This window comes from Streptomyces sp. NPDC006691, assembly GCF_042869955.1.
Classification (GTDB): domain Bacteria; phylum Actinomycetota; class Actinomycetes; order Streptomycetales; family Streptomycetaceae; genus Streptomyces.
In genome coordinates this window covers 78487-93762 of the sequence record NZ_JBIAGW010000023.1, presented here as the reverse complement: position 1 = coordinate 93762, position 15276 = coordinate 78487, and the positions used below count along the sequence as shown (strand labels likewise).

At 67.3% G+C, this 15276-nt stretch carries 9 protein-coding genes; 5 read left to right on the top strand and 4 right to left on the bottom strand.

All coding sequences use genetic code 11. The annotated features are described in order from the left end of the window. Nucleotides 1-376 precede the first annotated feature (376 nt). From ACFYNP_RS33565 to ACFYNP_RS33550, 4 genes are read right to left on the bottom strand one after another with little or no spacing between them, the layout of a single operon-like run. Nucleotides 377-3658 carry a type I restriction endonuclease subunit R gene (locus ACFYNP_RS33565; RefSeq protein ID WP_388790911.1) on the bottom strand — a complete coding sequence of 1094 codons (3282 nt, stop codon included), beginning with the start codon at nt 3656-3658 and terminating at the stop codon, nt 377-379. Beyond that, nucleotides 3655-4887, bottom strand: a complete 1233-nt coding sequence (locus ACFYNP_RS33560; protein WP_388790909.1) for a restriction endonuclease subunit S — start codon at nt 4885-4887, stop codon at nt 3655-3657. Before ACFYNP_RS33560 ends, ACFYNP_RS33565 begins: the two co-directional genes overlap by 4 nt. Continuing rightward, the gene (locus ACFYNP_RS33555; protein WP_388790907.1) at nt 4880-6502 is read right to left on the bottom strand and encodes a type I restriction-modification system subunit M; all 1623 of its coding nucleotides are present in this window, start codon (nt 6500-6502) and stop codon (nt 4880-4882) included. Before ACFYNP_RS33555 ends, ACFYNP_RS33560 begins: the two co-directional genes overlap by 8 nt. A 17-nt stretch (nt 6503-6519) precedes the next feature. Beyond that, on the bottom strand, nt 6520-8667 hold the full coding sequence (locus ACFYNP_RS33550; protein ID WP_388790905.1) for a hypothetical protein: 2148 nt from the start codon (nt 8665-8667) through the stop codon (nt 6520-6522). A 231-nt stretch (nt 8668-8898) separates the two neighbouring features. Between ACFYNP_RS33550 and ACFYNP_RS33545 the strand changes: the two genes are divergently transcribed. The 5 genes from ACFYNP_RS33545 (at nt 8899) to ACFYNP_RS33525 (ending at nt 15186) form a co-directional block, all read left to right on the top strand. Next, complete coding sequence (locus ACFYNP_RS33545; protein ID WP_388790903.1) at nt 8899-9492, top strand: hypothetical protein; 594 nt, start codon at nt 8899-8901, stop codon at nt 9490-9492. Between the two features lie 320 nt (nt 9493-9812). Then, a complete protein-coding gene (locus ACFYNP_RS33540) occupies nt 9813-10244 on the top strand; it encodes a hypothetical protein (RefSeq protein WP_388790901.1) in 432 nt (143 codons plus the stop codon). Nucleotides 10245-10324: 80 nt separating this feature from the next. Further along, on the top strand, nt 10325-12010 hold the full coding sequence (locus tag ACFYNP_RS33535) for a DUF6119 family protein (RefSeq protein ID WP_388790899.1): 1686 nt from the start codon (nt 10325-10327) through the stop codon (nt 12008-12010). Between the two features lie 432 nt (nt 12011-12442). After that, nucleotides 12443-14818 (top strand): AAA family ATPase, encoded by a 2376-nt coding sequence (locus tag ACFYNP_RS33530; protein WP_388790897.1) that lies wholly within the window; start codon nt 12443-12445, stop codon nt 14816-14818. Beyond that, the gene (locus tag ACFYNP_RS33525; protein WP_388790895.1) at nt 14818-15186 is read left to right on the top strand and encodes a hypothetical protein; all 369 of its coding nucleotides are present in this window, start codon (nt 14818-14820) and stop codon (nt 15184-15186) included. Before ACFYNP_RS33530 ends, ACFYNP_RS33525 begins: the two co-directional genes overlap by 1 nt. The last annotated feature ends 90 nt before the right edge of the window (nt 15187-15276 follow it).

Sequence of the window (15276 nt, the reverse complement as noted above, 5' to 3'; positions counted from 1 at the left end):
GCGCGTCACCAGGTCGGCTGCGCAATACCCAATGAGCCCCGCTCCCCGGCCATCGGACCAGAACAGCGCATGCAGAGCGGACTTGATCACGTACGCAACCCCCAGAAAGACATCCCAACTAGCCAAGCGGACCAGCCTCATAGAGCTTGGTCAAGGTCACCTATGCGCCATCGGTCCCTCGGTCTGTCAGACGGCGATCGCCACTCGGTGCGGGTGGCAGCCCCTTCGGCCACCGAGAGAGTGACTGCCATCATCCAATTGCCCATCGCTTTACTGGAATCGGGAGCGTTGCGATCCCTGCATCTCTCCTCAACGTGTGGCACGTCCCCAGGCACAGAGCAGTGAAGGCGTGACCACGAAGTCTCCGGGGTTGGCGTCAGCTCTCCCGGCCGCCGGTTGTGGACCACTCATTGGCGAAGTGCTCCATCTGCTTCAGGACCAGGTTGATGGCCTCGACTTCCTGGTCCGGCGGGTAGTTGCGGCGGGCCAGGAGGCGCTTGATGGCACTGCGGAGTCGGGCGCGGACCGGTTCGCGGGCGATCCAGTCGGGCTTGAGCTTGCTGCGGACCTCCGCTACCAGCTCGCGGGCGATGCTGGCCAGCACCTCGTCGCCCATCACCGAGCGCGCCGTGCCGTGGTCGGCCACCGCGTCGTAGAAGGCGAGTTCGCGCCAGTCAAGCGGCGGCTCGAACTTCTCGCCGCGGCGGGCGTCGTCCATGACCTCCTTCGCCATCTCGACGAGCTTGGCGATTAGCTCCGCACTCGTGTACTGCTGCCGCATGTATCGGACCATCAGGTCCTGCAGCCGCTCGGAGAACGTCGTACGCCGGACGATGTTGTGCCGCGTCACCTCGCGCATCTTCCGCTCGATGAGCCGCCGCAGCGCCTCCGCCGCCAAGTGCGGGGTCTCGCTGTTCTGCAGCTGCGCGACGAGCGCGTCGTTCAGGTGCGTCAGGTCTGCGGTCTCCAGACCGGCCTCGGCGAACAGGTCTGTCACCCCGCCGGTCTCGACGACCGAGGACGTCAGCTGCGCGAGGTACAACTCAACATCGCGGGCGACCGGCAGACCGCGCGCCTCGCGGTCCATCGCGTCGTACTTCGCCATGTAGGCGCGGACTTCGACGAAGAACTGGACGTCCCGTCGCCAGGCCGGGTGGTCCGGGAAGCGCTCGCCGATGTTCTTGGCGCTGGCGGACAGGGCGTAGAAGCGCTCCAGGCGGTAGGAATGCTCGCGGAAGCGCCGACCGAGCGTCTGGCGGGGGTCGTCGAGCTTGTCCGGGTCGTTGCCCGCCGTGCGCGGGTCCCGCAGGTAGTTGGCGGCCCTGATCGCGGCGTCGATGAACGCCGTCTTGGACGGCATGGCCAGCCTGGTTTGCCAGTCGAAGCCTCGCAGGATGTCCGTGAGGATGTCGTATTCGTTGCGCAGCTCGTCCAGTGCCCGGTCGAGGTCCTGGCCGAGCGTGCGGTCCTCCTGATCGGCTTCGGTGTACTCGGCGATCGCCCGCTGAAGGTTCTCCGTCAGCGGCGCGTACCCCACGAGGAGGCCGTCCTCCTTGGCGCGGAAGCGGCGGTTGACGCGGGCCAGGGCCTGCATCAGGTTGGCACCCTTGAGTGGCCGGTCCAGGTACATCGTGTGGACGGGCGGGGCGTCGAAGCCGGTCAGGAGCATGTTGTTGACGATGAGCAGCTCCAGCTCGTCGTCGGGGTCCTTGGCTCGGTTGATGACCGCCTTGCGCCGGCCATCGCTCAGGGCGTGGGTGAGCAGGTGCTCGGGGTCCTTACGGGAGTTCGAGGAGAAGACGATCTTCATCGCCCCCTTGTCGATCTCCTTGCTGTGCCACTCGGGCCGCAGTTCGCGCAGGGCGTCGTAGACCCGGACACAGATCTCTCGGGTCGCGCACACCACCATCGCCTTGCCGGCCGCACCGCCCGTCTCGGAGACGCCGACGAACGGCTTCATCCGCTCACGCCGCCCCTCCCAGTGCTCCACCAGGTCCGCGGCGAGGTCCCGTATGCGGGCGGGCGCGCCGTACATCGCGTTCATCGTGGCGACGGCCTGCTCGACGCGGCGCCGCTCGGTGTCGTCGAGGCCGTCGGTGATGCGGTCGGCTTCCTCATCGATCTTCGTCGGGTCGACGTCCTTGTCCAGGACGAGCTGGACGACGCGGCTCTCGTGGAAGACCTTGACGGTGGCGCCGTCGTCGGCTGCGCGCTTAAGGTCGTAGACGTCGATGTAGCCGCGGTATTCGCCCTTGTCGCCAAAGACCTCGCGGGTGTTGCGGTCGGCCTGGGAGAGCGGGGTCCCAGTGAAGGCGAGAAGCGTGGCGTGCGGGAGCGCGTCGCGCAAGTGGCGGGCGTAGCCGTTGAGAGAGTCGTAGTGACTCCGGTGCGCCTCATCGACGACGACCACGATGTTGCGGCGGTCCGACAGCAGCGGGTGGTCCGCTCCGGACTCCTTCTCCTCCTTGGTACGGCCGAACTTCTGGAGGGTGGTGAAGAGGATGCCGCCCGTGCGCTTGGCTGCCAGCTCTTCGCGCAGCTCGGCCCGGGTGAGGATCTGCTTCGGCGCCTCCGGGAGGATCTCGCTCTCCAGGAAGGTCGAGTACAGCTGGTCGTCGAGATCCGTGCGGTCCGTAATGACGACTACGGTCGGATTCAGCAGCGCCGGGTCGCGCATCACAGCGGTCGTCGTGAGGACCATTTCCTCCGACTTGCCTGACCCCTGCGTGTGCCAAACGACACCTGCCTTACCGTCGCTCGCCGCGGCCTCACGTACGGCCTCCGCGGCGCGGGTCACCGCGTAATACTGATGCGGCTTCGCGATGCGCTTCATCCGCTTCGATGGCACGAAGTTAATGAAGGACCTGATGAGGGAGAGGAAGCGCGGCTGGGTAAACAGGCCGTGCACGGCCAGGTTCTGGCCCGAATCCCATATGCCCTCGGCGTCGAGCGGGTCAACGCGGGCGCCGAACTCGTCCGTGTTCCAAGGCGCGAAGTGCTCATACGGGGTGAAAGGTGTGCCGTACTTCGCCGTAATGCCGTCGGAGAGCAGGACCACCGCGTTGTAGCGGAAGGCGGTCGGGAACTCCTCGACGTAGCGAGTGACCTGCGAGTGCGCCGTCTGAAGCGTGGCATCCTCGTCGCCGGCCCGCTTCAGCTCGAGTACAGCGAGCGGCAGGCCATTGACATAGAGCACGGCGTCGAAGCGGCGGTTCCGCTCACCGTCGATGACGGTGACCTGATTGAGAGCGCGGTAGACGTTCGCGTCCGGGTCGTCCAGGTCGACGAGGCGGATGGTGGGGTTGTGCTCGGCGCCGAAAGCGTCGGTGTACGTGACAGCGCGGATGCCGGCCGTTAGATACCCGTGGGCGGTGCGGTTCTCCTCGTACGTGTCCTGCGATGCCGGGGTCGCGGCAGCTGCGACAGCGTCGCGGACAGCGTCCGGGGGAAGGTCGGGGTTGAGCCGCTCGACCGCCTCGCGAAGGTCGCGGTAGAGGATCAGGTCGTCCCACGACTTGCGGTGGTCGGAGCCGGGCGCGAACTCGTTTCCGGGCGTGTGTTCCCAGGCCAGCTCGGCCAGCTCGTCGAGGGCGAGCAACTCCCAGTCGGACTCCAAGGGGTTGTGGCGCTCTCCGTTGTCGTTGCGGTGATGCGTCATGCGTGGTCCTCGACAATCTTCTCGGCGTCGCTGACTCGGATCCGACCGGACATGAGCTGAGGAAGGAGGGTGTCGCGGAGGGTAACGAGGGCCACGGATTCAGCCAAAGCCTGACCGGCCGACTCTTCCAGCGCGTCGAGCTTGGGGCGGAGTTGCTGCTGCTGAGCCCTGCTGGGAAGTGTGATCTCCAGTGCGCCGAGCTGAGCACGCCGGAGCTCGGTCTGGCCAGTGCTGCCTTCACCCATCGCCTCAATCTCGGGCTGCGCGTGAAGCATGGCAAATCCTGCGCAGACCGGGTCGACCGCCATCCCGTCGAAGCGCACGATCGTGATGTGCGAGTCGACTGTTGCCGCGTCATGAGAAGTCCACCGTGCAACTCGCCCGAGCGTTCCGACCCCGGTAGAATTGACCAGCACGTCGTTACGGTGAAGGAGCTTCGGTTCCTTTACCTTTTCACGGAGCGTCAGACGTGCAGGAGCCAGGCTAACGCGGCCCTCACGGATGCACTTCTGATTGAGGACTACGAGATCATCTGGCACCTCAGAATACTTGGGAGCGATCCCCCGGGTGAGGACGCTGGATACTGACTCGACATCAACCTCAACGGATCCGTCAGCAAGGACGGCCCGAGAGAAGTGAGAAAGTGCGAGCTGCTGAGACGTGGCCGCGATGCGATCGTTGATTGCGATCTTGTCATCCAGCGCCCCGAGCACCTGGGCCATTGCCAACTGTTCAGCATAAGGGGGATTCGGTACCATGAGTCCACGGATACTCGCGAGCGAGTTAGCAAGACTTGGCACTCCAGTCGTGACGGCGTGCTCAAGAATGCTGTGGCGGCCAGCGGGGGACCTGAACCAATAGTAATAGAATTCAGGCACGGCACGACGCTCATCGATTCGGGCCTTTACCTGACTCCCCGAGATAGCGTACCGCTCATAGCGCGGATTTCGTGGAATCATCGAGACCTGGCCTACCGTCCCTTTACGGGTAAATACAATATCTCCAGGCCGCACGATTGCAGACTCGATCTCGTTGGCTTTCTCGTCCGAGATGAAAACGAACTCCGAATCCGTGAAGATTCCTTTTGCCAGATTGACGCCTCGAATGAAAGGCACTCCGTGATCGCGATAGTCGCCAGTCGTTACCTTTGATCCGAACGGGCCGATGGAAAACGCCCACCGGTCCAGCGAAGAAAACTGGTCGAAACGGACCTTGGGCCACTCAGACATCGACCCTCCCCAGCTGCTCCCGAACCGTCTTCTCCAGCTCCGCCGACTTGGCGAACAGCCCGTACAGCTCCTCTGTCAGCGTGGCAATCTTCGCCGCCACCGCCTCCGCGTCCTCTTCCTCTGCTTCGATGGCACCCACGTACCGTCCGGGCGTCAGCACGTACCCGTGCTCACGGACCTTCGCCAAGTCGGCCGAGAAGCAGAACCCGGGCTCGTCTTCGTAGGTCAGCTCCTCTTCACGAGCCGACGCCGTCCCCCGCCACGCATGGTACGTCGCAGCGATCTTCCCGAGGTCGGCCTCCGTCAGGATGCGCTCGGTGCGGTCGGCCATCTCGCCCATTTTGCTGGCGTCAATAAAAAGGATCTCGTCGCGACGATCGTCCAGGCGCTTCGCGCCCTGCGGTGACTTGTCCTTGGACAGAAACCATAGGCAGGCCGGAATAGCCGTTGTACGGAACAGCTGCGGTGGGAGCGCAACCATGCACGCCACCATGTCCGCTTCAACCATCGCCTGGCGGATCTCGCCCTCACCGCTCGACTGGGAACTCGTTGAGCCGTTGGCCAGGACGATGCCAGCTGTACCCCGCTCGCCCAGCTTGGAGACCATGTGCTGCAGCCAGGCGTAGTTGGCGTTGTTCCTCGGCGGGACACCGAACCTCCACCGGGGGTCGCCCTCGTCCCGTGCCCAGTCCTTGATGTTGAAGGGCGGGTTGGCCATCACAAAGTCGGCCTTGAGGTCCGGATGCCTGTCGTCGGCGAAGGTGTCGCCCCATCGGGAGGCGAGGTTGCCGTCAATGCCGTGGATCGCGAGGTTCATCTTGCCCAGGCGCCAGGTGCGCTCGTTGAGCTCCTGGCCGTAGACCGCGATGTCGGCCTTGTGGCCGCGCCCCCGATGGGCCTCAATGAACTTGCTGGCCTGGACGAACATGCCGCCCGAGCCACACGCCGGGTCGTACACGCGCCCCTCGTACGGCTCCAGGATCTCGACGATCAGCTGGACGACGGACCGGGGCGTGTAGAACTCGCCGCCACGTTTGCCCTCGGCGCGGGCGAAGTTACCGAGAAAGTACTCGTAGACCTCGCCAAGCACGTCCTGCGCCGGCTTGTCCTCGGTGCCGCCGAAGCGGGCGTCGCTAATGAGGTCGACGAGCTCGGCCAGGCGCTTCTGGTCGACGTTGTCGCGGTTGAAGATCTTCGGGAGGACGCCGGTCAGAGCGGCGTTCTCCCGCATGACCGTGTCCATCGCCTCGTCGAGGAGCTTACCGACGCCCTGGCTCTTGGCGTTGGCAGCGATCCACGACCAGCGGGCGGTCTCCGGGACCCAGAAGACGTGGGCGCCGGTGTACTCGTCGCGGTCCTCCAGGAAGTCGGCGAGCCGGTCGTCAGAGATGCCGTCCTCGGCGAGCTCGTTGGCCAGCTCGGCGCGGCGCTCCTCGAAGGCGTCAGAGACGTACTTCAGGAAGATCAGACCAAGGACGAACTCCTTGTACTGCGCAGCGTCGATGGAACCGCGCAGCTTGTCCGCGGCCTTCCACAGGATCGCCTGGATCTCCTTGGCGGTGGAGGCGCTGAACAGTTCCGCCTGGTCAGTGTGCTTCTTTGCAGCGGTAGCCATTAGGCAGACCGTCTCCTTCAGTCGTCGGTTCCGGGAAGGTTCTGAATGGTCAGCGTGCCGTCGGCAATACCGGCGGCCGTGATGCGGGCCAGGTCGTCGAGGGCGGCGGACTGCTCCCGCAGCAGCGCCGCGCGGCTCTCGATCTCGGCGAGCGCGGCGTCGTAGCGCTCGGCCTCGGCTCGCCCCAGATCGGGGATGAGCAGGTCCTCGATGCTTCGGGAGGCCCGTACGGCACCGCTGGTGCGGGCGTACTCGGCGGCCGCCGCCCTCAGTAGCGCCGCCAACACCCTCGGCCGGACCGGCGGGTCGGCGTCGGGGTGAACGCGCAGGATGCGGGCCGGAGCGGTGACGACCGACAGGCCCTCCTCGTCGACGTGGACGCCGAAGCGCGGGTTGGCCGTGACGACGATGTCGCCGGGCTCGGTGAACTGTGCGTGCTCGTACGCGGTGAGGAGTAAACCGCGGTCGATGCGGCGGCTGCCCAGCCGTGCGGTGCCGAGAATTTCGTCCGGGGCGAGCACCGGGTAGTGGCCCTCGGCAGTGAGGTGTTCGGGCGCGATGCGGTGGCCAGGGCGTCGGCGCAGGCGGCGCTCCTCGATGAGCCGGCGGACCGTGGTGCGCCGTACTGGCTGATCCTCGGGGCGCAGGACGGCCTGGATGCGCAGCGCCGCGCGCAGGTCGGCCTGCTGTCGGCGGGCCTGCTCCTGGAGCTCCGTCAGACGCTGCTCCAGGTCGCTGATGCGGGCCGGGCGTTCGATAACCGCGCGGGTGTAGCGGGCCTCGGCGGGGCGCTGATGCGGGGTGAAGGCAGTGCCCGGTCGGTCATTGAGGTCCTTCGCGGGGACGATCACGGCGTGGCGCGGCTCGTGGCGGCGGTCCCCGCGCCAGCCGGAGGAGCGCCAGATGGCGATGTCCTCGGCGAGGGCGTCGAGGACCGGCTCGGTGAGCGGCTGCGCCGAGAAGTCGGAGAGGAGGACGCGGCCCGCGCGCTCCGCCTCCGCCGTACGGGACAGCACCCACACGGCGGTGCGGTAGCCGGGACGGTAGGCGAACGCCCCGTCGGGCAGGCTGATCGCAGCCTTCAGGAGACCCTCGTGAAGGAAGGAGCGGCGCAGCCGGTCGGCCTCGCCGTGCCGGGGAAGCGCGCGTACGAGGACGTCGGCGGGGCCGAGCACGACGGCCACGGAGCCGTTGTCGAGGTAGTCGGTGAGCGCCTGCACCTGCTCCAGGACGACCTGCGGGCTGCGGGTCTCCGCGCCTTCGTACGGGAGGACGCAGGCCAGCAGGTCCGGGTACCCCCACTCGTCGGCGGAGGAGGACAGGTCCTCGCCCTCCATGACGTCGAGATGGAACTCATACACCCCGCGTACGAGCATCCGTCGGCGTATGAGGCGGACCTGGGCCGGGTCGGGGTCGGCGGCAAGGTAGGTGTGGCCGGAGCCTTCGGCGGCTCGGTCGTGCAGGGCCGCGAGGAGGTCGCCGGCGCGGGCGTGGGGGGTGGCGATGACAGACTCCTCGCCGAGGACGTCGACACCGGACAGGGCTGCGAGAGCCCGGACAACCGCTGGGGTGGTCTCATCGGCGGCCAGGTCATGGGAGCCGAGGCGGCGGCGGGCCTCCAGGACCCAGTCGAAGGCCTCGGCGGGGGTGTAGGCGGCCTCGGTCAGCTCGTCCGCAAGAGCAGCAAGGGCGGGGCCGGTGCGGTCCGGGTCGGGCACGGCACGCAGCTCGGCGAGGAGAAAGGTGTCCTCGGAGTCGAGGTCGTCGGCCCGGGCCAGGAGCGCTTCCCAGCTCTGGCCCGACACGGCGGTGTCGAGCTGCTGGCGCAGGCAGATCAGCGCGGTCAGCGCCCCCACTAGAACGGATGCGGGCAGGGTGGGGGTCCGCCAGGCGGAGAGGGTGTGCAGGGCCAGCTCGGCGCGCAGCCGGCGAGGGTCAACATTGCCGCGGCCGGTCGTCGTCAGCCAGTCGACGACCGCACGGGCGTCGAACAGGGGGCGGCCGTCCTCATAGGCGACGGGCACGGGGAAGTCCGGGTGCCTGCGGCTCCAGGTGGTGGGGACGGGCCGCTGCACATGTGCGAGGGCGGCGATTTCGGCGTATGTGATCCGCCAGGCCGGCATCTCGGGCAGGATGTGGGATCCCGCTTCGAGCGCAGCGCTCATCGTCTCCCCCCTTCCCGTACGGGCCTTGCCCTGTCGGCTCCGGGAGGAAATCCCGGCTACGGAGCAGGTGGCAGAACCTTACTGCGGACGGGTCCTGCTGCAACCGACATGTTTGATAACCGGGGTTATCGCATTCATTCACTCATCTTGTCATCCGCGAACGTCACCTTGGCCTCCGTTGACACACCACCCGCGTGGGACTGACCACGCGACAACCCGGAGGTCCCCGATATGACCGGCACGCCCTCTATACCGCCCGCCGCCCAGCCCGCCGGGGCAGGCCCGGCCACCAGCTGGGGCACCGTGCCGCCCCCGCTGCAGCCGCCGGTGCAGAAGCCGTCCCGCCGGAAGGCATGGCTCACTCATGGTGCGACTGCGTTCGTCGCGCTGATCTTCGGTGCCGCAATCGGCGGGAGCGGAGACTCTGGCAGCGCAACGGACTCCGCGTGGCCCGCACCCGCCGTCACCGTCACCAAGACCGCCGATGCCTCTGCGCCGAAGCCAGCCGCGACCGTCACCGAGACGGCCAAGGAGACGGTCACCGCCAAGCCGAAGCCGACCAAGAAGCCCGGCCTGCCCGACACCATCGACGGCGACGGCCAGTACCTGGTCGGCGAGGACATCCAGGCCGGCACCTACAAGACCGCCGGACCCGAGAACGACGACTTCGGCCTCGGCTGCTACTGGGCCCGGAACAAGAACGCCTCCAGCGAAATGGGGGCGATCATCGCCAACGACAACATCACCGGCCAGTCGCGCGTGACGGTCAACAAGGGCGAGTACTTCGAGACCAAGGGCTGCCTGAAGTGGGAGAAGGTCGGCTGACGCCGACCCCTTCGGCTCTCCCCCACCGGGCGGGGCGGGTCTGCCGCGCTCACGGCCGCCTGCCTCCGCCTCGTTTCAAGTCCTGAGAGGAAGCACCGCGATGTCCGAATCCGAGCTGCCTGCTCACGTCCCCGCCCCGCCTCCAGGTCCCGAACCCCGTCGTACCGAACCCTGCCCTGGCGGCGGCCCCAGCCCCGTCCACGCCCACGTTCGCACCGGGCGGGGGCCGTAACCCGGCCGGACCATCAGGCCCATCCCGCTGGGCGCGACTGCGACGGGGCACTGTCCTGGCCTTCGGTGTCGGCGCAGGAGCCACAGCGATGGCGACGTGCTGGCTGACCGTGTCTCTCATCGGCGGAGTCACAGTCGGGGCAAAGGGTGACAGCCCTTCGAAAGCCGTCACGGCCGAGGAGACGAAGGCACCGGAACCGTTCGATACCGATGGCACGATCACACTCACCGACGTCGGCGCGGACCTCGAAGACGGGCAGCCGTGCTCCGGCACGGGCGGCTACTCCGACATGGACTTCGGCACCCAGGTCAACGTCACCGATGCGGCGGGAACCCTGGTCGCCACCAGCTCCCTCGGCCTCGGGGAGAAGACCGAGGCGGGCTGCACTTTCTCGTTCACGGTCGACGAGATCACCCCAGGCTCGAAGTTCTACACCGTAGAGGTGTCCCACCGCGGTGGTCTCACCCAGACCGAGGACGAACTACGCGCAGGGGCACTCGAGTTCACGCTCGGCGACTGACGTGGGTTCGGCCGGAACAGCGAGAAATCAGCACATGCCCAAGCGCCGCCTGTCCTTATTACGACCTGAAGGGCCATCCCATGAGCAGTACCCAGCAGCGCAAGCGCACCACTCGCAAGTCAACCCTCCACCGTCTCAGAGTCCCCGCGGAGCGCACGATCGAGCTCCGGGACCTCGTCCGCAGCCGCTACCTCGATCGCCCCGGGTACAAGGTCCAGGACTTCGTCAAGGACGGCATCGAGGGCCTGTTGATCACAGGAGGGATTCCCCGTGAGAGAGCCGACTGGTGCGCCGCGGTCCAGGCCATCACCGGGATCGAAGTCAGCGAGCGCAGCCACTCCGCTGCGGGCCTCGTCCTCATGAGGACGGAGCGCGGTCTGTACGCCCTCAGCTACGGCGTAGGCCACCACATGCTCGATCCCTACTACCGCGACGACGACTTCGGCCTCGAGTTCGCCACGCGCAGTCTTGACGAAGACGGCGTCATCAAGGTCCGCAACCAGATCATGGACGGTCGGGGCCGGGTCGACGAATACTCAGCCGCCCGGGGCGAACGAATCGACGGTTTCGGGCTGGACCGGTTCGGCGCCATTGTCAGACGCCTGTGCGGCACCGTCAGCGGCATCCCGCTGACCTCTGTGCGGGGCGGAAAGGCTCATCGGGTCAAGGTGGAACGCGCGGAATCGACCATCAAGCTGCCCCTGGCGACCCACCCGGAGGACTTCCTCGGTGATCTGCGAGCGATCGAGGAGGTCTGCGCTCGTGAAGAGCCTCTTCCAGAGCTGCGTTTCGTCGACCGGGTTCGCACCCTCGCGCCCTCCGGTCGCAAAGCGGAGGATGCCCAGGGTGCGCTGGAGCGGCTGATCGCGGATTCGAATAGCGCTCGCCTGGCTCTCAGCGTGCCGGAATCCTGCCTGGAGGCGTTCGGGTCCGCCCAGGCGTTTCGGCTCACCAGACCGGGACACGGCCGCGAGGAGGTGACCGATCTCGACCTCCGCACTCTTCTCCAGTTCGTCCGGGACAAGGAAGAGGGTGACCGCTTGAACGCTCTCGAACGAGCGCGCATCACGATGTACAGCGATGAAGACTGCCGTACTCCTGCGAGTGCCTCCACCAAGGGCTGTGAGTGGCTCATCGCGGACGTCCCGGCCGGAGCACACCGGTACTTCTACGGTCAGGGGAAGTGGTACGAGGTCGGTGCCGACTTACTGACCACGCTCGAAGAGGAGCTGCGGGAGCTCCTCGCGCAGAAGGGAACGTTGACGCTGCCCGCCTGGCCGAAGGGCGTTCGCAACCCGAAGGGGCAGGACTCGCACGACGAGGGTTGGTACAACGACCTGATCGCAAGGCAGCCCGGTTACACCCTGTTCGACAAGAAGACCATCGTCACCGAGAGGTTCAACGGCGGCGGTCTGGAGATCTGCGACGTTCTCGGTCCCCAGGGTGAGCTGATCTGTGTGAAGAAGGCGTCGAAGACCGCGCCTCTCAACCACCTCTTCGCGCAAGGAGTGGTCGCGGTCGAGACGCTCCGCACCGACAGCGAGGTGCGCGAGAAGTTCCTCGCGCAGGTGGTCGCTCGCTCCGGAACGCGCAGTGGGGCGGAGGACCTCGGCGCGCTCCGGGTGGTGTTCGGGATCCTCCTCAAGGACGGGCAGGACATCGACGTCGATTCCCTCTTCGCCTTCGCCCAGATCTCGCTCCTGCACTCGGCCCAACGGCTGCGCGCCATGCACGCCGAGGTAGAGGTAATCCCCATCCGCCGTTGACCGGTGGAAATGCCGGGAAGCACTTGCGCGAACTGGATCACTCATGCCCTCGCCCGCCGCCCGGCCGTGGCGGCCGGACGACCCGCTACCAGGCTCAGACCGTCTGTGTCCATGAAGCCGTCGCCGGAACGCCAGGGCTGCGGGATTGAACGCACGCACCATGGATGGTCAACTATCCATCCCGCACTACAAGTTGATAACCCAGGTTATCAACTTGTACATGACGCTCAACACCTCGTTCTCCCTATCGTTCCCGGTGTCGGATGCGGCGCAGGAGTCACACCCTCCACGGTCGCAGCCGGTGTCCCACCCCTCCTCCGCATCAGCACCAGCCCCCGGGAGACACCCATGACCGCGACGGAACAGCCCGAACAGAACGCACTCCACCCCACCCGCCCCAGCCAGCCGGCCCAGCTCGAGCATCCTGTCCCCGTGGCAGAGCTGGTGCAGACGCGCCTGGCGGCCGCAGACCTCACCGAGGCCGTGAAGGTGATCCTTAAGGAGGCTCTGGGCGACGGCGAGACCCCGCAGGCCGGCCAGGCCGGCCGGATCTACCTCGAGTCCGTCGCCGTCACTCGGTTTCGCGGCATCGGTCCCCGTGCCTGGCTGAAGCTCAGCCCCCGGCCCGGCGTGAACCTCGTCGTCGGCCGTAACGGCTCCGGCAAGTCCAGCATCGCCGAGAGCATCGAGACGGCCTTCACCGGCACCAACCTGCGGTGGCACGGGAAGGACGCGACGCGCAGCCGCAACTGGCGCAACCTCCACGACACCGGCAAGCCGGAGATCGAGGTGAAGCTGGCAGTCGAGGGTGACACCGGCCGCAGCACACTCACCCGGACGTGGACGGGCGAGGACTTCCACGACTCCGAGGGTGAACTCAAGCGACCTGGGCACGGCCGTGTGCCCCTCGACCAGGCGGACTGGAGGCAGGCTCTGACGGACTTTCGACCCTTCTTGTCGTACGTCGACCTGGACCGCATGATCAGCGGCAAGCCCTCCGAGATGTACGACGCCATCGCCACCATCCTCGGCCTGGGACAGCTCAGCACTGCCGACAGCCGGCTCCGCGAGGAGGCCAAGGCACTCGACGACGCGGCGAAGGAGGCGAAGGCGGAGCTGCCGGGCCTCAAGGAGGGTTTGTACGAACTCGAGGACGACGAGCGCGCGGTACAGGCACTCGTGGCAATCGACACGAAGGGAGCCCCTGACTTCGCGACCCTTGAAGCACTGGTCAGTGGTCTGCCCAACGCCGACGAGAGCCTGCTCGCCGAGCTGCGCGCCGAGGCCGACGTAGAGGGACCCGACATGGCGCAGGTCGGCACGGCTGTGGACCGGCTGCGCAAGGCCCTCGCCGACGTCGAGGACCTGCGCGGTACCGGCGCCGAAGACGCTCTGCAGCGCGCGGAACTCCTCGAGCGGGCAGTGGCTCACAACGACCGCCACCCCGACGAGGATTCGTGCCCCGTGTGCCGGACCGATGGGATGCTGGACGCTGCCTGGGCCACGGATGCCACCGCCCAGATCGCCGCGCTGCGGCAGGAGGCGACGGCCGCCGCGGACGCGCGCAGCGAACTCCGGTCAGCCGCTCGGACTGTGCAGGACCTCGTCCACACGCCCGGGCGGATCCCCGTCGCCTTGACCGACCCGTGGGGAGCCTGGACCGCCTGCCGGACGATCAGCGATCCCGCCGAACTCGCCCGGCGCGCCCACGAAACCGCCGCGCCCCTGGCCGATGCCTGTGCTGCGGTCAGGGAGAGGGCCCGCAGGGAGCTGGAGAAGCGGGACGAACGCTGGCGCAGGCTCGTCACCCGCCTGACGGGCTGGGCGGAGAAGGCCCGTGCCGTAGAGGCGAACAGGGGTCGGCTGCGTGACCTCAAGAAGGCGAGCACCTGGATCAAGGCCCTGGCCACCGAGCTGCGGGAGCAGCGCATGGAGGGCTTCGCCGACCAGTCCCAGCGGATCTGGGAGAAGCTCCGCCAGGAGAGCAACATCGACCTCAAGGCCGTGAGCCTGAAGGGCAGCGAGAAGGCCACCGTCCGCAAGCTCGTCATGGACGTCTCCGTCGACGGTCAGGAGGCCTCGGCGCTCAGCGTCATGAGCCAGGGCGAGCAGCACTCCCTCGCGTTGTCCCTGTTCCTGCCCCGGGCCGCCACTGCCGACAGCCCGTTCGGCTTCATCGTCATCGACGACCCCGTGCAGTCCATGGACCCCGCCAAGGTTCACGGACTCGCCCAGGTCCTGTCCGAACTCGGCGAGCACCGGCAGGTCGTCGTGTTCACCCACGACACCCGGCTCCAGCGGGCCTTCGCCAGCCAGGAACTGCCCGTGACCGTGTTCGAGGTCGACCGGGGTATGTCGTCGAGGGTGACGGTCAAGCTCGTGACCGATCCGGTCGCCCAGGCGCTCGCCGACGCCATGGCCATCGTCAGCACCCCGGGCCTTCCGTCGGCGGCGCGGACCCATGTGCTGCCCAGCCTGTGCCGTATCGCCCTGGAAAACGCCTTTCTCGAAGCCGCCTGGATCCGGCACCACCGCTCCGGCGGTTCCGAGCACGCGCTGCAGGCCGCCGTCGGCGACGCCGACAAGTTCAGGAAGATCGCGGCGCTGGCCCTGTTCGGCGACATCGGGCGGACCGCCGACGTCGACCAGGAGCTGCGCACCCGCTACGGAGCGCAGACCGCGTACCTCATCAAGCAGTGCCAGATGGGTGCCCATTCCGGAGGCGCACAGATCGCTGACGCGCGCCGATTCGTGAAGGACATCGAGGTCCTGGCGCAGAAGGTGCGCAAGCCGGAGGTGACCGCGTGATGACGGGTCCTGCCACCTCCGTCGAAGACCTCCTGCTGACGGCCGACCGGCTCCTCGCCGGCAACCTCGGCGCCACGGCCTCCGGCCGTCACCGCGGAGCGGCCCTGGCACTGCGGACCGCCCTGGAGATCGCGGTCGGCCAGGTACTGGACGCCGCGGTGCCGGGGCTGTCCAGGACCACGGGACGGGCCCGCATGCTCTGCCTGCGCTGCTACACCGTGGCGGAGACCGCCCGCCGGGCCAAGGCCGTCTGGTCTCACCTGTGTCTGGGGTGCCACTACCACCAGTACGAGATCGGCCCCACGCACGATCAGGTCCTCGCCTGGCGGACGGAGGTCGGCGAGCTGGTCCGAGAATTGGGCCCCTGACTGGGTGTCATCAAGCGATCTCTGATAGTTCTTTCGCCGGGGTACGGGCGCAGGCCCGTAGCGACGTCCTTCGTTCGGGGCGTCGCAAGG